This is a genomic window from Tahibacter sp. (genome assembly GCF_032229445.1).
Lineage (GTDB): Bacteria > Pseudomonadota > Gammaproteobacteria > Xanthomonadales > Rhodanobacteraceae > Tahibacter.
In genome coordinates this window covers 60,344-79,335 of sequence record NZ_JAVTWC010000046.1, presented here as the reverse complement: position 1 = coordinate 79,335, position 18,992 = coordinate 60,344, and the positions used below count along the sequence as shown (strand labels likewise).

The following is an 18,992-nucleotide window of genomic DNA, read 5'->3' as shown; positions in this document are numbered from 1 at the left end:
CGTGCATACCGACCTGGGCCCGCGCCGGCGTCCAGGCGATCGCCCCCGTGCTCGCGTGGATCGTCATGCCCGCCGGTGCGCGCGCCAGGCGCCAGCTCAGCACGTCGTTGTCCGGATCGCTCGCAATTGGGGCATAGGTATACGACTGCGCAATGTACGCATTCGTGCCCGGTGTGCCGCTGATCGTCGGCGCGCCATTCGTGGCCGCGTCGTTGACGAAAATGACCCAGCTCTGCGCGGCGATGCCGCCGCGGCCGTCGCGGACTTCGAGCGAGACCGTGTGTTCGCCGACCTGCGATGCCTGCGGTGTCCAGTTGATCGTCGTGCCGTTCGTCGTCGCGCCCGGCGGTACGCCCAGCCACGTCGTGGTCAGCGTGTCGCTGTCCGCATCGGTCGCGGTGACGGTATAGGCATACGCGCTGGCCGGCGCGACCGTGTAGCCCGGCGTGCTCGTGATGACCGGTGCGCGATTGGCGCCCGGATACACGGTCAGCGCGAAGGACTGCGTCACGAACGCGCCACGCGCGTCGGTCGCCTTGACCGTCACCGGCACGTTGCTCGCAGTCGCCGTCGGCGTCCAGCGCACGCGGCCAGTCGCGGCCTCGATCGTCATGCCCGTCGGCGCGGTGTTCAGCGCGTAGGTGATGACGTGGCCTTCGGCGTCGGTCGCCGTTGCGGTGTATTCGTAGGTCACGCCAACGAGGGCGCTGGTGGTGGCGGTCGAGGTGAACACCGGCGCCGTGTTCGGCGCGCTCGAGGGCGTCACGTAGACCCAGGTCTGCTGCTGGATCGTGCTGCCCATGAGGTTGGTCGCGCGCAGCGTGAACTGCAGCCAGCCGGTCTGGCCCCAGGCCGGCGTCCACTCCACCGTGCCGCGGCGCGGATCCACCACCATGCCGGCGGGGCCGAACGCGAGTTCGTAGGCGATCGTGTCCCCGGCGTAGGGGGACGTCGCGACCGCGTCGTAGCGATACGGCTGCTGTTCGTTGCCCGCGGTCGGCGCTGTCGTCGTGAAGCTCGGCGCGACCCCGGTGGCCTGCACGAAGCCCGCCGCCCAGGTCTGCGTCGTCGTCGCCGCCTCGTTGTCGGTCACCGCGACCTGGAACGCCCAGCCGCCGCTCGTGTTGTTGCCGGTCGCACACTCGTCCTCGTCCGCCGCCGGCTCGATCACGGCCAGCAGCGCGCCGCTGCCCAGCGCCGCGGTGTCCAGGCCCGGCAGGCTCGCCACCGCCGTCACACCGGCCGGCACCGAGGCCAGCTCGACGCGGCCCAGAAGGTTGCCCGCCACCGCACTGCTGCCGCGGTAGAACGCGACCGTGAACGGCCGGCTCGCCGCCGTGCCGCGATTGCGCACGTCGGCGCGCAGTATCAGGTCCGCGCTCGTGCCTGGCAGATACGGGCCGAACACGCGCAGGTCGCTCTGGTACTGCGTCGCGGTCACGGCCGGGTTCGGCGCACCGTAGACGTACAGCGGTGCCGGCAGCACGCCCGGCATCGCCACGCGCACGCGCATGTCCTCGCCGATGCGATCGGCCGCATACGCCTGCTGGTGCACGACGCGCGCGCCGATCGCCCAGCTGCCGATCGCCGGCTTGAAGTTCGCCGCATAACCGCCCTCGCCGATCCACACACGTCCCTGGCCGTCGCCGCGCGGATCCGCGAACGTCGGCACCGGACCGGCATACTGGAAGCCATACGAATACGCGCCCACACGCGCGGTCACCACACCGCTTCGGGCGTCGACGCGGTTGAGACCGTCCCACGACGGCGAGTAGATCTCCAGGTGACCATCGTTGTCGGCATCCAGTGCCACGGCGCTCGCGCCGGTGTAGCGCCGCGGACCCTGCGTGCCCGCGAGCGTCCACAACACGCGGCCGTCCTGGCTGCTGAACAAGGTCTCCAGCGCGGCCAGGTAGATTTCGTTGCCGGGTTCTTCGGCGATGAAGTCCGCGACCAGCGGTGCGCCGACGCGGTTGATGATGGCCTGATCGGTCAGACGCCAGATCGGTGTGCCGTCGCGGCGCAACACACTCAGGCGATAGCCCGCAGTGGTCTGTTCGCTGACCACGAGGCCGAGCTGGCCGCCGCCGTCGACCGGGATCGGTGCGATCTGGCTGTGGTGCACGGTTTCGTTCGCGAGCGCGCTCGGCGAGCGCCAGCGCAAGGTCCCGTCCGCCGAGCGCGCCTCGCTGCGGTAGACCACTTCCTGCACGCCGTCGGCGTCCAGATCGAGCGCGATCGATCGGCTGTATTCGTAAGTCGGGCTCGGGTACTGCCAGCGCAGGTTCCCGTTGGCGTTGAACACGGCCGGGCCGACGAGGATTTCCGCGGTGCCGTCACGATCCAGGTCGGCGAGGCTGATCGCGTTGCCGTAAAACGTGTAGTTGCCCGCCTGCGCGCTGGAGCTCCAGCGCAAGGTCCCGTCGGCATTGAGCGCCACGAGGCGGCGCGTGGCATCCAGATACAGGATCGTGACCTGGCCGCGGCCGTCGATGTCGGCCATCGCCGGCGCGACTTCGACATCGGCATAGCCGCCGGTGTACGTCCATAGGATCTCGCCCGTCATCGCATCGTGCGCACGCACGCGCGGGCCACCCAGACCGGTGATCGACACGGCCGCAATGCGGTCGTTCGTGTTGAGCACTCCATTGCCGTCGGTGTCCGCGAGCGGTCCGATCAGCGGCGAGGAACTCGGACCGTTGGACGACTGGCGCCACGCCGCCACGGGCTGGAACGCCCGCACGCTGGCCGGCACGATCGCGCACCACGGGTTGTGCTGCTCCAGGCTCGCCGGGGCCACCGCGCTCTGGCCCGCCAGCGGCCAGTTCAATTGCCCCAGTGTGCCCGGCGGTGACGTGGACACAATCGGCGTGATCGTCGCCGCACTCGGTTTGAGCGGCGCGCTCCAGGCCTGCGTCTCGAACAGGTTGCGATCACTCGCGCGGCCCGTGTAGACATACGCGCCCCCGCCGGTCGTGATCGTCGTCAGCGGCTGCGTCGTGATCACCGGCGCTTCGTTGGGCACATCGCCCAGCAGCGTGAAGAACTGCAGGTGGAACGCACCGTACTGGTCGTTCACGCGCAGCGCCACGCGCGCGGACCGGCCGGCGAAGTCGCCGGGTACGCCCCAGCTCACCGCACCGCTCGTCGCATCGACCTGCAGACCGCCCGGTCCTTCCACGCGCGTGAACGCGAGCACCGCACCCGGGGCCGCACTCACCGTCGGTGCATAGGTATACGTCTGCCCTTGTACCGCGCGGCGGTTCGGCAGCGAGGTGAAGCGCGGCGGCACTCGGCCGCTGCCGACGGACAGCGTGAACGACTGCGTGACGCTCAGGCCCGCCAGATCGGCGACCCGCACCGTGACGCTGTGCGAACCGCTCTGGCTGGACGTCGGTGCGAAGCGGATCACGCCGGTCAGGCCGTCGATGCTCATGCCGCTGGGTGCGGCATCCAGCGCGTAGGCCAGCGCATCGCCGCGATCGGGATCGCTGGCTTGCACGGCATAGACATAGCGGTCGCCGGGTACGACGCTGGTCGGCGCGGTCGAGCTGATCGCCGGTGCCGCATTGACGTCCTCGACCGCGACACTGAACTGACGCTCGGCCGTGAGGCCGCCCGCATCGCTCACGCGCACGCGCGCGACGATCGCAGTGAGCGATTCATTGTCCGCGCGACAGTCGATCGTGCCGGGCGCACGCAGTGTGGCGCTGATCTGCGCGGGATTGCCGCCAGGCCAGGCGACACGGCGCGTCACCGACGCACCGGCCGCGAGCGAGGCGATGTCGCTCGTCGCGAACGGCACACCCTCCGCCGCGAACGTCACCGTGAACGGCTGCGCCACCGCGGCCAGACCGCGGTTGCCCAGCGTGACCTCGACCTCGTTCTCGCCTTCGACGAGGCGCAGGTCGTGCACGTAGAGATCGGCCTGCTCGGCCGTGGGTTCCTGCGTCAGGATCTCGCGCACCTGGGCGGCGATCAGCGCGCTCGTGAACGATTCGGCCATCGCACCGCCGTCGCGCAGCAGTTCGATGTCCCAGGCCGTGCCGCCGCTCGCCATCGCGAGGTTCACGTAATCGGCGATCGTCGTGCCGTCGCCGCTGACCGCGCTCGCACTGGTGCACGTCACATAGCCGCCGCTGCCGTCGGCCTTATAGCCCAGCCCCTCCGGACCGATGCCCAGCGCCACGCTCGCATCACCGCACTGGAAGCGCGCGTTGACGACCGCGGTCAGCGCGACCTCATAGGTCGTCAATTCGGCCAATGTACTGGCATAGCTCAACGTCGTATTGGCCGCGTCGCGGTCCTCATCCGTGATCAGCATCACCTGGCGCGACGCGGTCGCGCGCAGCGGGTATTGCATCAGCGCGCCGTGGATCGCGTTCCAGCCGTCCTCGGTGCCACCGAACTCGGGAATCCGGTACTGCCCTGTCGCCGCGAGGAAGTCCAGGTGATCGCCCATCAGCAGGCCGCCGACCGGAATCACGCGCGGCGCTTCGTTGAAGCCCATGAGGCCGTAGCGGTTCGCATCGCCGCCGGTGCCGATGCCGTTGGCCGTCAGATAGGCGTGGAACGGGATCGCAAAATCCGACGTCCACGCGTGCTCGCCAATCATGGAACCGGATTCATCGACGATCGCGATCACGTCGGCCGCCAGCGGTGCGGCACTGATCGTCGTGCCGCCGCCGTAGCAGCGCGTGTTCGGCAGCCGGTTCGAGCCGACGAGCGCCGACGCGGCGGGCCAGCTGATCGCGCCACTCGTGGCGTCGACGCTCAGATCGTTGGGCCCAGCGACGCGGCTGTGACTCCGCGTATCGCCGCTGTCCGGATCGCTGCTGGGATTGCTGAAGGTATACGTGGCCCCTTCGTCCACCATCGTGGGGGCGGTGCCCGTCAATTGCGGGGCGCGATTGACGGCCGTGACCGTGATGCCGACCGCGGCCGGCGCCGATTCGACCGTGCCGTCGTTCGCGGCGAAGGTGAAGCCGTCGCTGCCGACATAGCCGCTCGCCGGCGTATAGGTCATCGTCGGCGCCGTGCCGCTCAAGGTGCCGTGGGACGGCGGCGTGACGATGCGCCAGGTCAAGGCGTCGCCGTCCGCATCGCTTGCACTCAGCGTGATCGCCGCCGTCGTCGTGTTCGTGACCGCAACCGTGGCCGCCTGCGCGACCGGCGCGGTATTGCACGACACGCTCACATTGCGCGAAGCCGTGTTGTCGCTGCTGCCGTGGGGGGCCGGCGTCGTGAAGCCGGATTGCGCACCACTGGCTTCGCTCAAGCCCGTCGGTGCCGTGAGCTGCGCGCTCAGCGTCAGCGGCGTGCAGTGATCGGCCGCGACCGTGGCGCCGACCGTGAACGTCACCGCGCCGCCGCTGCCACCGCTCGCACCGCCCGTCAGCAGCGCCGTGCCCGTGATCGGTCCGGTGCCGCTGACGCTCGCATCGGGTGCGCCGCCCGGACAGCGTGCGCCGCCGATCGCCGAACACGTCCAGCCGGTGATCGTGAGGCCCGTGGGCACGGTCGCCGACACGCTGACGCTCGCATCGTGCGCCGTGGTGTCGCCGCGGGTCGGACGCGCCGTGCGATTGGCATAGGTCGCCGTGTACACCAGTGCCGTACCGTCGCGCACCGTCGCCGGTGCATCGAGCGCAACGCCCAGATCGATATCGTTGTCCAACAACATCACGCGCGTCGACAGGATCGGTGCGGCGCCGCAGATCTGCGTCGAACTGAGCACGTAGTTGCTCGGAGACGCCGTGATCGCGATATCGAGGAATTCGTTGTCCTCCACGAGCGTGTCGTCGAGTGCGGCAATCGGCAACACGAAATCGTTGCCGTCGTAGACGCCGGCCGGGATCGTGAGGCTGAACGTGTCGCTGCCGCTGGCGGTGCTGAAGTCACTGCCGCGCGCCGCAGTACCGCCGCCTTGCACGGTCAGCGGAACCACGATGCCGCCCGTGGGCACCGTGCCGACGACACGCAGCGTCGGCCAGCCGGAGGGGGCGCTTTCGTGCAGGCTCGTACTGGCCGTCGACAGTTCGACGAACGGCCGCAGCGTGACCTGAATGTCGTCGATGAAATTGCCGATCGTCGCGCCACCCGCGGCCGACACGGCTTCAAAACCGATCGCCTGCACGCCCGTCGTGCCCTGCCACGTGAAATGGCCGCTGTAGTCGCGCCAGCCGAAGCTCGCGAGCGTGGACGTACAAGCGTTCGTCGCGACGCCGCCGTCGTCGCCATAGCAGGTCACCACACCGCCACCGCCATCGGTCTGCGTGCCCGCACGCACGACGCGGTTCGTCCCCGCACTCGACCCCACGCGAAATTCCGTCACGTCGCTGACCGTCGCGCTCTGCCGACCGCGATGGCTGAAACGCCAGTCGATCGGCTCGCCCGCGGCAAGACACACGTTCTGGTAGATCCGCGATGCCGCTTCGGCATTGAGTTCAGCGAACTGCTGCCCCGCGCGCGCGTTCACCCCGTTGAAGGTGTTGGCCCAGATTTCAATCAGCGGACCGCTTTGCGCCGTGATCGACGGCGCGCAGTTCACACCGGCCTGGCTCGGGTGATTCGTCGTCCAACCCGGCACCTGCGCATCGGCAACCTGAAAAAAACACGTCGAGGCACCGGCCGACGGTTGCTCGAACCCCAGGTTCACGAACGTGCGCTGCACCTGCGCCGAGGCCAGCGGCGCCATCACCAGGCACACCAGCGCCACCAGTACCCGACGCGCGAACACAAGAATGTCGCCAGTACGCGCCGGCGCAGACAGAACCACCATGGAAGAACCCCTGAAGACCGAAGACAGGCCAGCACTGCCGGCACCGCGGCGATTATCCCAGCAGATTTGTGACATCGTCCACACATACGCCTGCGTATGGGTGTGAATTACCGGAAATTGGCTCCTTGAGACTCCCACACCGGGCCGAACTACGGGTCGGCAGCGTCAACCGGCTACGGCTATCAGCCGCGGTTGCCCACGCATCCCTTGCCGCAGCCACGAGCAGTTCGCAAGCAGATCACGCCCGCTGGATCCGCGTCTGACTCTCCAACGCGAGGGTCGTGTCTGCCTTGCGCGCAAACCGCGCCGTGGCCTGCAGCAGTCGTTCGAACACGCCGGGCTCGCGATACGCATGGCCCGCGGCCTCGACCAGATGAAACTCGGCTTCGGGCCAGGCACGATGCAGATCCCAGGCGTACTTGGCCGGGCAAGGCATGTCGTAGCGGCCGTGCACGATCACGGCAGGAATACCGGCCAGGCGGTGAGACTCATGCAGCAATTGTTGATCCCGCAAGAAGCAGCCGTTACTGAAATAGTGGTTTTCTATACGCGCGATCGCGAGGTTGCGTAGATCGGCTTCCGCATCGTCGCCCGTCTCGGCCTCGGGCTGGAACACCAGCGTCGATACTTCGTCCTCGAAGCGACACCAGGCGCGCGCCGCGGCGAGCTGCGTTGCCGCATCGCCGTGCTGCAAGCGCCTGCGGTAGGCCTGTAGCAGATCGCCGCGTTCGGCGGTTGCGATGGGTTCTACAAAGCGTTCCCACTTGTCGGGAAAGACCTGGTCGACCCCGGAGCGGTAGAACCAGTCCAACTCGGCCTGCGTCGCGGTGAAGATACCGCGGAGGATCAGCGCCTCGACGCGCTCTACATGCGCCTGCGCGTAGGCCAGCGCCAGCGTGGAGCCCCAGGATCCGCCGAACACGAGCCAGCGTTGCACGCCCATGACCTCGTCGCGCAGACGTTCGATGTCCCCGACGAGATGCCACGTGGTATTCGCGTCGAGCGAGGCCGCCGGTGTCGAGCGCCCTGCCCCGCGCTGATCGAAGAACAGCACGTCGTAGCCTTGCGGGTCGAACAGCCGACGATGTGCCGGGGAGAACCCCGCGCCGGGTCCGCCATGCAGGAATACCGCCGGCTGCGCTCCGGGCGTGCCGGCACGCTCCCAGTACAGGCAATGCCCGTCACCGACCTCGAGAAAGCCGCTCGCATACGGTTCGCTCGGCGGGTAAGGCGTCGTTGGCGTAATCATCGAAGAAGCGTCGCGGCGGCGAAGGATCCGCGACCATAGCGCGTGGCGCGGCCGGTGTGCCAGCACCTCGCCGCTGAGCGCATCGCAGATACATCGACGCTGCCGACGGCAGTCCGGCAACGCGGAAGCCATCTTCGCCGGCAGGCAACGGCCACTTGCCGCACTGGCGTGGCCCGTTTCCGCGTGCGGTACATGCTTGCTACCGGCGCAACGCCTCCATCAGCGACTCTCGCACCCCTTCGCGCTGCGAGAACGGATCGACCGGATCACGCAACGCGACGATGTCTTCGGCGCGCTGCAAGACACCCGCCAGTGCCTGCGGATGCGAGACGATATAGAAACGACGCTGCTCGATCGCCTCGAACGTCATCTGCGCGACATCGGCTGCGCTGACCTTGCCCGAGGTCACTGCCTTCTCGATCATCGAATGCGCAAGGCGCTGCGAGCGCGTCGCCGGGTCCTCGCTCGCGAGTTCAGCCGGGCGATTGCGATGCGATACGTGGATGCCAGTCGGCACGTAGTACGGACATAGCACCGAGCAATGCACCTGGTCGCCGACGAGGGCGAGGTCGTGGTGCAGCGTTTCTGTCAGCGCGACCACGGCGTGCTTGGACACGTTGTAGATTCCGCTCAGTGGCGGATTGAGCAGACCCGCCATGGACGCGGTGTTGACGATGTGACCTCGGTAGCCTGGATCGGCCTTGGCGGCATCGAGCATCAGCGGCACGAACGCACGCACGCCGTGGACGACGCCCCAGAGGTTGACGCCCAGCGTCCATTGCCAGTCGCGCAGGCTGTTTTCCCAGATCAGTCCGACACTGCCGACACCGGCGTTGTTGAACACCGTGTGCACGCTGCCGAACTGCTGCAGCGTCGCGTGTGCGAGCGCGTCGACCTGGGCGGCATCGGCGACATCGACCGTGCGGACGATCGCTTCGGCGCCGAGTGCCTGCACATCGGCGAGTGTCGCGGCGAGCGCGTCGGCCTGAATATCGGCCAGCACTAGGCGCATGCCGCGGCGCGCGCCGAGCAGCGCGAACTCGCGACCGAAACCCGACGCGGCGCCGGTGATGACAGCGACGCTGCCCTTCATGGTGTCGTCGCTCATACCGCGGTATAGCCTCCGTCCACGGCGAGAATCTGTCCGGTGATGTGCTTTCCCGCATCCGAGGCGAACAGCAGCGCGGCGCCCTTGAGGTCTTCATCGTCGCCCAGGCGAGCGAGCGGTGCATTCCCGATCAGCATGTCCTCGCCGAGTGCCGCGATCATTCCCTGCGACATCTTCGACGGAAAGAATCCCGGCGCGAGCGCATTGACCGTGATGCCGTAACGGCCCCATTCGCCGGCCAGCGCGCGCGTAAAATTCACAACCGCGCCTTTTGCACTGTTATAGGCAATCGTGCGCATCGGCCCGGGCGGGTTGCCGCGCAGGCCGGCGATCGACGCAATGTTGAGAATGCGACCGTATTGCTGCGGAATCATCGCGCGCTTGCCGATCTGCTGCGTGAGCAGGAACAGGCCGCGCACGTTCAGGCCAAAAACCTTGTCCCAGGCTTCGAGCGGATAGTCTTCCGCGGGCGCGCCCCAGCTTGCACCAGCGTTGTTGACAAGGATGTCGACGCGGCCGAGCGTGTCGAGCGCCGCATCGACGAGCCGCGTCGTGTCGGCCGGATCGGCGTTGTCGGCCGCCAGCACATGCGCCTCGATGCCACTTGCCGCGAGCTGCGCCTGCGCGGCTGCGAGTTCGCCGGGCTTACGCGCCGACAGGAATACGCGCGCGCCATAGGCGCCCAGTGCGTGGGCGATCTGCAGGCCCAGGCCGCGCGAGCCGCCGGTAATCAGCGCGGTGCGGCCGTCGAGGTCGAAAAGATGGCGGGATGTTCCCATGCGAGCGGCTTCCGGAAGGTAGTGACTGATGCGTGCGGGCACTCGAAGGACGACGTTACGGCCTTCGAGTCCAGTTTCGATATACGGAACATCATTCCGTACAATGAATTACTGTACCGACGCACGAAATCCGCGGCAACAGTGTCCTGCGGCGTGAAATTCAAGAAACGCCCGGCAAGTTGCGCTTGCGACTGGGGCGGCCGGCGCCTAGGATTTCGTGCTGGATTGAATGACTGTTCCGTTATGCGGAACTTATCGGCCTACCCGCCTGTCGCCTCCCAGGAACACCTGCATGGATTTCAGCTACAGCCCGCGCGTGGAATCACTGCGTCGAGAACTCGGCCAGTTTTTTGACACGTATATTTATCCCAACGAGGCAAGCCACGCCGAGGAAGCGCAGGCGCATCGCGCGGCCGGCAACCCCTGGCAGCCCAGCGCGCTGGTCGAGTCGCTCAAGCTCAAGGCACGCGAGCATGGCTGGTGGAATCTTTTCCTGCCACGCTCGGCGCATGCGCCGGAAGGCCTCAGCAATCTCGAGTACGCGCCGCTGTGCGAGATCATGGGCCGCGTGCTGTGGGCGTCCGAAGTGTTCAACTGCTCGGCTCCCGACACCGGAAACATGGAGGTGCTGGAACGCTACGGCAGCGAGGCGCAGCAGCAGCGCTGGCTCGCGCCGCTGCTGGCCGGCGACATCCGTTCGGCCTTCCTCATGACCGAACCGGACGTGGCCTCGTCCGACGCGACGAACATCCAGTGCTCGATCCGCCGCGACGGCGACAGCTACGTCGTCAATGGCCGCAAGTGGTTTTCGTCCGGCGCCGGCGACCCGCGCTGCGCGGTCTACATCGTCATGGGCAAGACCGATCCGGAGGCGCCGACGCACCGCCAGCAGTCCATGCTGCTGGTGCCGGCGGACGCACCGGGCATCCACGTACGCCGGCCGGTCACGGTGTTCGGCTACGACGATGCGCCGCACGGACACATGGACATCCAGCTCACCGATGTGCGCGTGCCCGTGAACCACATCATTCTCGGCGAAGGCCGCGGCTTCGAGATCGCTCAGGGCCGCCTCGGGCCTGGCCGCATCCACCATTGCATGCGCAGCATCGGCCTGGCCGAAGTGGCGCTCGAACTGCTGTGCCGGCGCGTTTCGTCGCGCGTCGCCTTCGGTCGGCCGCTGGCCGAGTATTCGATCTGGCACGAGCGCATCGCCGAGGCGCGCTGCTCGATCGAGCAGGCGCGTCTGCTCACCCTCAAGGCCGCCGATGCGATGGACAAGGTGGGCAACAAGGCCGCGCGCGCGGAGATCGCGATGATCAAGGTCGTCGCACCGAACATGGCCGTGCAGATCATCGACTGGGCCATACAGGCGCACGGTGCCGCCGGCGTCAGCGGCGATTTCCCGCTTGCGGCGGCCTATGCGGGCGCGCGCTCGCTGCGCCTGGCCGACGGCCCCGACGAAGTGCATCGCGCGACCATCGCCAAGCTCGAACTCGCGCGCCACGCCGCGCGCGCAGCCTGACCATGGGCAATCCGCGGCGCGAAGCCGATGTGTTCAGCCGCGGCGTCGCAGCCGACCATCCGCAGTTCGTCAGCGCCGTGGCGCGCGCGTTCTCGGTGCTGCGCTGCTTCGAGCACGGCGTGCAATACCTCGGCAACCAGGAAATCGCGAAACGCACGGGACTACCCAAGCCGACGGTGTCGCGTTTCACCTTCACGCTGTCGGCGCTGGGCTATCTGAACTATTCGCCCGAGCGCGAGAAATACTGTCTGGGCACGGCCGTGCTCGGCCTCGGCCATGCCTTCATGAAAAGCAACGACGTGCTCGCGATCGCGCGGCCGCTGATGCGCGAACTGGCGGCGCAGACCCAGGCCGCGGTCATGATCGGCGCGGCCGACAGCCTACGCATGGTGCTGCTCGACATCTGTCAGGGCGATGCGACGTTCCAGCTCAAGCTCGACGTCGGCGCACGCGTGCCGCACGGTTCCACCGCGCTGGGCCGCGCCGATCTGGCCGCGCGCCCGCTCGCGATCTTCGAGACGCGTCTGGCCGACATCGAACGCGAATGCGAGCCGGCCGCCTGGCCACGCATCCGCGCCGGCATCCTGCAGGCACGACAGGACTACGAGAACTACGGCTTCTGTTTCTCGCTCGGCGACTGGAATCCCGAGGTCTTCGCCGTCGGCGTGCCGATGGTCTCGGCCGACCGCAGCCGTGTGCTCGCGTTCAACTGCAGCGGCCGGGTTTCGGTGATGACACGCGACAAGCTGATGCACGAGATAGGCCCGCGCCTGCTCGCGCTGCGCAACAGCGTGTACGAACTGACCGAAGGCCGCTTCTGATCGTGAATTCGTGGCTGCCGTCGACGCGCTGAACCGGCGATCCGTCGCACCGTGAATTGAGGCGCCGGCCAAATCCGGCCGCTTCATCGTTGCCTGGGGAAAAAAAGGAGCGAGGAAGGGGACGCCCGGCGCTTGCTTCCTTGCGTTCCCCGCTCCTAACCGGTTACCGCGTGCCCGCTCAGGGCCGCACGAAGACCTGCAGGCCATCGCAGAAGATGCCGTCGGTCCACTGTGCCGCACACGGGAAAAATGTCGGGATGCCGTGGACCGCGCAGAAGCTCTGCGCAGGATTCGCCGCGCAGGACTGCAGTAGCGTGGCATTGGCCGGCGTGGCCAGATCCACCGCAGACAGCACCGTCAGTGGCCCAGGCGACGCGGCTTGCGCACCGGCGTAGACGCGCAGGCTCAGGCTGCCGATGTTGAACGGCGCGGCACCCAGGCCGGCGGTGTTGCAGACGACGACCTGTCCGCTCGCGATCGCGCCTTGCGCCGCACAGGTCGCGGGCGGCGACGACGACAGCAGGCCGCGGTATTCGAAATAGGGCGGCAGCTGGATATAGATGTTGCTGCTGCCTGCGCTGGCTTCACCGATATTGCGGTAGCCGACCACGAGCGGCCCCTGTTCCTGCCCCAGCGTGAACGTTGCGGGGCTGTGCGACATGCCATCGGTGACCAGCGTCGCGACACGCGGCGTGCGTGTTGGAATCTGCAGGCGGCCGCAACCGAGCTGCATCGGGTTGGCGACACAATCCGTCGGACGCAATTGCTTGTCGTTGCTGACCGCAGCATGCACGAACAGCGGCCCCGGGATCGGCACGGACAACGGCACTTGTACGCGCATGGACACAAAACTGTTGAGCGAGTCGTACATGTAGGGCGTCGTACAGCGCACGTGACCTGGTGTGGACTGGTTCTGGCATGTGAAGCCCGGGATGGCAGACACCACACCGTCGAAAGTGATTCCACCTGGCAGCCATAGGTCGATCTCGACAGGCGTGTTCACCTGGCCGAAACCGATGTTGTTCGTCTCCACCACGATCATGCTCTGCGTGCCGGCTTCGAACGGCTGTCCAGTCCAGACCGCGACCGGCCCCGCCGTGACCGTGCCGTTGCTCACACCCCAGCCGGTGATCTGCACTTTCGAGGTCACGATCGAAGTCGAAGCGGTCGCGCAGCCGGTGACGCTGGGCTGCGCCACGCAGGACACGTTCGGCGGCAGCGGTACCTGGGTGCTTTCGAGCGTGGCGCTCAGGGTCACCGGCCCCGGCGCGAGGCCATAGTCGACCACCGCGTTGATGCCCAGCGACATGGATCCCGGGTTCCAGAAGTCCACATTGCCCGACTAGATGCAGGTCACGTCACGCAGGTTCGGTTGCGCCGAACAGGTCCAGTTCGCGCCATTCTGGCCGGCGAAGCGCACACCGGCGGGTAGCGTCGTGCGCAGCGTGAACGGCCCGAGATGTGTGATGCCGTCGTTGCGATCCTCCTTTTCGAAGGAGGCGCCGATGGAATAGCTGGTTCCCGTGAAGACCGGCGGGGTCGGCCACATGTGCAGCCTGAGGCCAGCCGCGGAAGCCAGGCTGCTGCAGGCCAGCAGCATGGCTGCGGTGGCGAGGCGGAATACGACGGACGGACGGTGCATGGAATTCCCCCGGAGACGAGCCGGATTGTCGCGGCGCGATCGAGGCGGCACATCCCCGCGAACAGGGGGGGCAGCCCCACCCGCAGGTCCACCCGCAGGTCCACCGGGCAGCGCTGCCGTTGTGCGCAGCGTCGACGTCGCGACGACGCATTGCCGCGATGCCGCATCGGCCTGGCGGTCTTTGCGTGCCGCCGCGACACCGGCGAATCATGACCGTACGGATCCGTTCGCGCAGGAATCCGCGCGCCTGTTCGCGGCAGTTGCTTTCACATCGCTGAACCGATGAGGCGCGGAAACCGCACGCCATGCGGGTACTTGTCTCCGTGTTCAAAAGTAGTTGTTTTGTAACTTGGCAGCTTGTACCTTCACCTGCACTTCATGCCTACCAATCGCCTCGGAGAGAGTGATGGGCCAGGTCTTCGGGGAAGTCTGCACGACGCGTCATCTGCGCCCACGCCTGATCCGGCGCAGCGCCGCGGATCTGGCGATTGCGAGACAGGCGGTCCGCACTCACCGCTTTCCCGATAGTTTTCAATCGACACCTCGCGCCTTTTCAGACGCCGCCTCAGCAGCGCCATTGCCGCTGCCATCGCCGCCATCGGCGCCGTTTCACGACCGGCGCGCGCCACCCACCGCCTCTGCATCGGCCGGAAAGGCGTGCAAATGTCGGGTTTAGGAACTTTCCATCGTTGTTCACTTGAAGTGACGTGCCGAGCGCTCGCGCCGGACGGTTCCGGCGCACGTCCGCCGCCGCTTGCCGCCAGCACAAAGGAGAAGGCGAGATGGTCCAGGTTACTTATCCCGGTGTGTACATCGTCGAGAAGTCCAGCGGCGTGCGCACCATCACCGGCGTGGCCACGTCGATCGCTGCATTCGTCGGCTACACGCGCAAGGGCGTGCCCGACAAGGCCGTCACGATCACCAGCTACCCGGATTTCGAGCGCGGCTACGGTGGCCTGGACCGGGACAGCCCGTTGTCCTATGCGGTGCGCCAGTTCTTCAGCAACGGCGGCACTCAGGCCATCATCGTGCGTGTCGCGATCAACTTCCAGACCACGACCTGGGTGATCGACAATGCCGCCGGCGCCGACATCGTGCGCATCCTGGCATCGAGTCCCGGCCGCTGGGGCAACGACCTGCGTATCGCGATCCAGCATACCGGCACGCGCAACCCGGACTCCGATTTCAATCTGGTCGTGTCGCGGCTGCAAGCCGACGGCGTGAGCTACGCGCCCGTCGAGATCCACCGCAACCTGAGCATGAACGACCGCTCCGACAGCTATTTCGCGTCGGTCATCAACAACAACTCGGCGCTGATCACGACGGAAATCGTCGGTGCGCCGGTGTTCGCGAAAGCCGGCTACGCGATCAGCAAGGAAATCACGACGATTCCGATCCTCACGACGCCGAACAACACGATAGGCGTCACACTCGACGGCACCGATTCCTTCGTGCTGACCATTCCCGACGCGCCGTGGGCGACGATCGCCATCCTCGCCTCCAAGGTCAACACGGCTATCGCGACCGCGGGACTGACTGCCGACATCGAAGCCGCGGAAACCAAACCCGACGGCACCGCCGGCACCGGCGCGCTGAAGATCAGCTCCAAGACGGCCGGCCGCTTCTCCAGCGTTTCCGTCGCGCGCGGCAGCACGGGAGGACTCGCCGCCAAGCTCGGCCTCGGCCTGCTCAACGGCGGCCGCGAAGTCACCGGCGCCGCGGAGCATCGTCCGGCGGTCATCGGCAACACCGCGCCATCGATCGTCGGTGAGGACGGCGACCGCGGCGGCCCCATCAATCTCGAAGGTTCCCCGGCGGCCAAGACCGGCATGTATGCGCTGCTCGACGTGGACCTGTTCAACATCCTGTGCATTCCCGAAACCTTCGACATGAGCGGCGGCCAGGAGGCCGCACTCGTCAACGCGGCGATCGTGTTCTGCCACGAGCATCGCGCGTTCTTCATCGCCGACGCGCCGTCGAATCGCACCCTGAGCAATATCGCGACCTGGGCCGGCAGCTTCAGCCAGCTGCAGGCGATCAACGCGGCCACGTATTTCCCACCGCTGCGCTTGCCCGACCCGCTCGACGGCAACCGTCCACGCCCGTTCGCGCCGTCGGGGACACTGGCCGGCCTGTATGCGCGCACCGATGCGACGCGTGGTGTCTGGAAGGCGCCGGCCGGCATCGATGCCTCGCTCAACGGGGTGCTCGGCCTGACGATTCCGCTGAACGACCGCGAGAACGGCCTGATCAATCCGCTCGGCATCAACGCCCTGCGCGACTTCCCCGCCGCGGGCCGTGTCGCCTGGGGTGCGCGCACGCTGCGCGGCAATGACGCGCTCGGCGATGAATACAAATACATTCCGATACGCCGGCTCGCGCTTTTCCTCGAGGAAAGCCTGTACCGCGGTACGCAGTGGGTCGTGTTCGAGCCCAACGACGAGCCGCTGTGGGCGCAGATACGGCTGAACCTCGGCGCCTTCATGAACGGCCTGTTCCGCCAGGGCGCGTTCCAGGGAAAGACGCCGCAGGAAGCGTATTTCGTCAAGTGCGACAAGGAGACGACGACCCAGGCCGACCGCAATCTCGGCATCGTCAACATCCTCGTCGGCTTCGCGCCGCTCAAGCCTGCGGAATTCGTCGTGCTGACGATTCAGCAGATCGCCGGGGATTTGTAGCGCCACTTTTTTGGCCTGTACCAGGGAAGTTCTGAACAAGTCCTGGCACTACCGTTCTTGTACTCAGCACCAGATCTTCGCAACCCCGCCAGACGCTGCGCGCTTGGCCGCCCCCTTGACTCAAGGGGGCTCCATAACAAGCGGCTAGCTTTTGAGTTCTGACGTTTATCAGGAGTTGTCGCCATGGCCCAGTTCGCCGTCAACACGCATCGCTTCGATCCGTACAAGAATTTCAAATTCCGCATCAAGTGGGACGGGCGCTATGTCGCCGGTGTCAGCAAGGTCGGCTCGCTCAAGCGCAGCACCGAAGTCGTCGAGCACCGCGAAGGCGGCGATCCGTCGACCTCGCGCAAGTCGCCGGGCCGTACCAAGTACGAGGCGATCACGCTGGAGCGCGGCGTCACCCACGACCTGGAATTCGAAGCGTGGGCCAACAAGGTCTGGCATGTCGGCGCCGGGCTAGGCGCCGAGGCCAGCCTCAAGGATTTCCGCAAGGACGTGATCCTGGAGGTCTACAACGAGACCGGTCAGGTCGTGCTGAGCTATCGCATCTATCGCTGCTGGGTGTCGGAATTCCAGGCCATGCCCGATCTCGACGCCAATGCCAACGCCATCGCGATACAGACCATCAAGCTGGAAAACGAGGGCTGGGAGCGCGATCCGGACGTGTCCGAGCCCACCGAACCGGTGCTCGCCGCCTGATATGGAACGCTGCGAGGCATGACGCCATGGACGCCACTTCGACACGCGCGCTGCGCGCACTGGGCCAGCCGGCCGATCTGGACCTGGATTTTGCGACGGCCGACCGGCCGGCGCTCGTCACCGCGCTGCTCGCGCGGGCGAGCGATTCGACCGATGTCGCATTCTGGTGGTCGCAGGCCGTAGGCCGGCGCACGCAGGCGTTGCTCGATGTGCTGGCGGCGACCGAGCGTCGCGACCGCCTCGGACTGACCGCCGTCTGCGGCGCCGCGGGGTGTGCGCAGACCTTCGAGTTCGAACTGCCGCTGCAGGGGCTGCCATGCGCCGACACGGAAGACGGCACGATTGCGGTGCAACTCGGTCCGCAGCGCCACGCGCGCCTGCGCCTGCCGTGCGGCGACGACCTGCGGCGCTGGCATGCGGCACAGCCGGCCACGCGCGCCGAGGCGGTGCGCGCGATGTGCGAGAGCCTGCTGCTCGAGGGCGAACTCGACGACGGCGACGAAACCGCGGTGGGCGCGGCGATCGCCGCGCGAGACCCGCTTGTCGATTTCACCGTGGCCTGTGCCTGCCCGGTCTGTGAAACGCCGGCCGAAGTCGCCATTGATCTCGAAGGCCTGGCCCTGCGACGTCTCGGCCGCGTCCAGCGCGAACTGCTGCGCGAAATCCATGTACTGGCGTCGAATTACGGCTGGCGCGAAGCCGAGGTGCTGGCCCTGCCGGCGGCGCGGCGCGCACAGTACCTCGCGCTGATCGAGGAGTGCGCATGAGCGACTATTTCGGCGCGCTGATGCGAGCGAGCGGCCTGGCCACCGCGGGTTCGAAGCGTCCGCACGACGCGCGCGAAGCACCACCGCCGGGACTGGAAGAAGCGACCGCCGGCACGCGCGCCATGGAGGCGACACATCCGGCAGCCGCCGCCGCAGCGACACCGGCAGTGGCGCCAGACACACAGAGCGGAGCGCGCTCCGCAACCGCCGCGCCGCCAACGACGACGGCGCAACCGCAACCGTCACCGCAGACATCACCGCAGGCATCGATTCAGCGCGTGCGCGCCGCAGCCGTCGCATCACCATCCCCGACGACTGCGCCGGCGCATGCCGCCGTGCCGGCCGCCGTACCGCCGCCGCTTGCGGCGAATGGTGTGCATCGCGACAGCCGTGCCGACGGGTCGAGCGTCCCGGTTTTCGCGGACACGGGTTCACCGTATGCCGCCATACCGGAGACGGATACTTCGGCCCCCACCAGCGTGAGCGCGGGTCCCTCGCGTGTCCATGCGGCCTTGCAGTGGATCGCCGCCGATCCGCATGGCATCGATCCTGGCCATGCCCCGGTGCAGCGCGCTGCGCATGCCGACAGCGCACAGCCGCCGACGCCGAACGGACCATCGCCGACCGATGCAGCGCCCACGCCGCCTTCGCCGCTCGCCGCGCGCGAGCGGGATGACGCGGCACCGGTGCGCAGCACGGCGATCGAAGCCTGGCTGCGCGAGCCCGCGATGCCGTCGCTCGCGTCGCGCCGCCCGCGCGAACACGACGCCGCCGGCGGCGAACTCGTCGAGGTGTCGATCGGCGCCATCCATGTCCGCGTCGATGCACCGGCCGCGCAGACCCGGCTTGCGCCGGCAGCGCCCGCCGCCGCTGCACCGCGCGCGCCAAACCGTCCCGCGTCGCGCGATGCCGTCGCGCGACGCCTGCTGCGCAGGATCTGACC

12 protein-coding genes are annotated in these 18,992 nt (G+C 67.5%); 6 read left to right on the top strand and 6 right to left on the bottom strand.

Translation table 11 applies throughout. The features are described from left to right. The 4 genes from RUU78_RS09135 to RUU78_RS09120 form a co-directional block, all read right to left on the bottom strand. A partial coding sequence (locus RUU78_RS09135) for a putative Ig domain-containing protein (protein WP_313915831.1) occupies positions 1–6,781 on the bottom strand: 6,781 nt, incomplete at its 3' end. Positions 6,782–7,019: 238 nt separating this feature from the next. Continuing rightward, positions 7,020–8,030: a prolyl aminopeptidase gene (gene pip, locus RUU78_RS09130; protein WP_313915829.1), complete on the bottom strand. Its 1,011-nt coding sequence runs from the start codon at positions 8,028–8,030 to the stop codon at positions 7,020–7,022. Between the two features lie 199 nt (positions 8,031–8,229). After that, positions 8,230–9,138, bottom strand: coding sequence for an SDR family oxidoreductase (locus tag RUU78_RS09125; protein ID WP_313915827.1), 909 nt, complete (start codon positions 9,136–9,138; stop codon positions 8,230–8,232). Continuing rightward, complete coding sequence (locus RUU78_RS09120) at positions 9,135–9,917, bottom strand: SDR family oxidoreductase (RefSeq protein WP_313915825.1); 783 nt, start codon at positions 9,915–9,917, stop codon at positions 9,135–9,137. Before RUU78_RS09120 ends, RUU78_RS09125 begins: the two co-directional genes overlap by 4 nt. Before the next feature lie 292 nt (positions 9,918–10,209). Here RUU78_RS09120 and RUU78_RS09115 point away from each other — a divergent pair, with 292 nt between their 5' ends. Further along, positions 10,210–11,439 (top strand): acyl-CoA dehydrogenase family protein, encoded by a 1,230-nt coding sequence (locus RUU78_RS09115; protein WP_313915823.1) that lies wholly within the window; start codon positions 10,210–10,212, stop codon positions 11,437–11,439. Between the two features lie 2 nt (positions 11,440–11,441). Next, positions 11,442–12,260, top strand: coding sequence for an IclR family transcriptional regulator (locus RUU78_RS09110; RefSeq protein WP_313915821.1), 819 nt, complete (start codon positions 11,442–11,444; stop codon positions 12,258–12,260). A 178-nt stretch (positions 12,261–12,438) separates the two neighbouring features. Here the strand turns inward: RUU78_RS09110 and RUU78_RS09105 are convergent, their stop codons facing one another. Further along, positions 12,439–13,569 (bottom strand): hypothetical protein, encoded by a 1,131-nt coding sequence (locus tag RUU78_RS09105; RefSeq protein WP_313915819.1) that lies wholly within the window; start codon positions 13,567–13,569, stop codon positions 12,439–12,441. A gap of 33 nt (positions 13,570–13,602) precedes the next feature. Beyond that, complete coding sequence (locus RUU78_RS09100) at positions 13,603–13,902, bottom strand: hypothetical protein (RefSeq protein WP_313915817.1); 300 nt, start codon at positions 13,900–13,902, stop codon at positions 13,603–13,605. Positions 13,903–14,684: 782 nt separating this feature from the next. On the opposite strand from RUU78_RS09100, the gene RUU78_RS09095 reads away from it, so the two are divergent. The 4 genes from RUU78_RS09095 to RUU78_RS09080 all read left to right on the top strand — a co-directional run bounded on the left by RUU78_RS09095 (position 14,685) and on the right by RUU78_RS09080 (position 18,990). Beyond that, positions 14,685–16,580, top strand: a complete 1,896-nt coding sequence (locus RUU78_RS09095; RefSeq protein ID WP_313915815.1) for a phage tail sheath C-terminal domain-containing protein — start codon at positions 14,685–14,687, stop codon at positions 16,578–16,580. 183 nt (positions 16,581–16,763) lie between these two features. Beyond that, a complete protein-coding gene (locus RUU78_RS09090) occupies positions 16,764–17,282 on the top strand; it encodes a phage tail protein (protein ID WP_313915813.1) in 519 nt (172 codons plus the stop codon). Positions 17,283–17,308: 26 nt separating this feature from the next. Beyond that, positions 17,309–18,049, top strand: a complete 741-nt coding sequence (locus tag RUU78_RS09085; protein ID WP_313915811.1) for a hypothetical protein — start codon at positions 17,309–17,311, stop codon at positions 18,047–18,049. After that, the gene (locus tag RUU78_RS09080) at positions 18,046–18,990 is read left to right on the top strand and encodes a hypothetical protein (RefSeq protein WP_313915809.1); all 945 of its coding nucleotides are present in this window, start codon (positions 18,046–18,048) and stop codon (positions 18,988–18,990) included. Before RUU78_RS09085 ends, RUU78_RS09080 begins: the two co-directional genes overlap by 4 nt. Positions 18,991–18,992: the final 2 nt, after the last annotated feature.

Excerpts from the sequence above, each read along its gene's own strand:
- RUU78_RS09115 (WP_313915823.1), top strand. The coding sequence starts at position 10,210 with ATGGATTTCAGCTACAGCCCGCGCGTGGAATCACTGCGTCGAGAACTC.
- RUU78_RS09120 (WP_313915825.1), bottom strand. The coding sequence starts at position 9,917 with ATGGGAACATCCCGCCATCTTTTCGACCTCGACGGCCGCACCGCGCTG.
- RUU78_RS09095 (WP_313915815.1), top strand. The coding sequence starts at position 14,685 with ATGGTCCAGGTTACTTATCCCGGTGTGTACATCGTCGAGAAGTCCAGC.
- RUU78_RS09105 (WP_313915819.1), bottom strand. The coding sequence starts at position 13,569 with ATGTCGCTGGGCATCAACGCGGTGGTCGACTATGGCCTCGCGCCGGGG.
- RUU78_RS09090 (WP_313915813.1), top strand. The coding sequence starts at position 16,764 with ATGGCCCAGTTCGCCGTCAACACGCATCGCTTCGATCCGTACAAGAAT.
- pip (WP_313915829.1), bottom strand. The coding sequence starts at position 8,030 with ATGATTACGCCAACGACGCCTTACCCGCCGAGCGAACCGTATGCGAGC.
- RUU78_RS09100 (WP_313915817.1), bottom strand. The coding sequence starts at position 13,902 with ATGCACCGTCCGTCCGTCGTATTCCGCCTCGCCACCGCAGCCATGCTG.
- RUU78_RS09080 (WP_313915809.1), top strand. The coding sequence starts at position 18,046 with ATGAGCGACTATTTCGGCGCGCTGATGCGAGCGAGCGGCCTGGCCACC.
- RUU78_RS09125 (WP_313915827.1), bottom strand. The coding sequence starts at position 9,138 with ATGAGCGACGACACCATGAAGGGCAGCGTCGCTGTCATCACCGGCGCC.
- RUU78_RS09110 (WP_313915821.1), top strand. The coding sequence starts at position 11,442 with ATGGGCAATCCGCGGCGCGAAGCCGATGTGTTCAGCCGCGGCGTCGCA.
- RUU78_RS09085 (WP_313915811.1), top strand. The coding sequence starts at position 17,309 with ATGGACGCCACTTCGACACGCGCGCTGCGCGCACTGGGCCAGCCGGCC.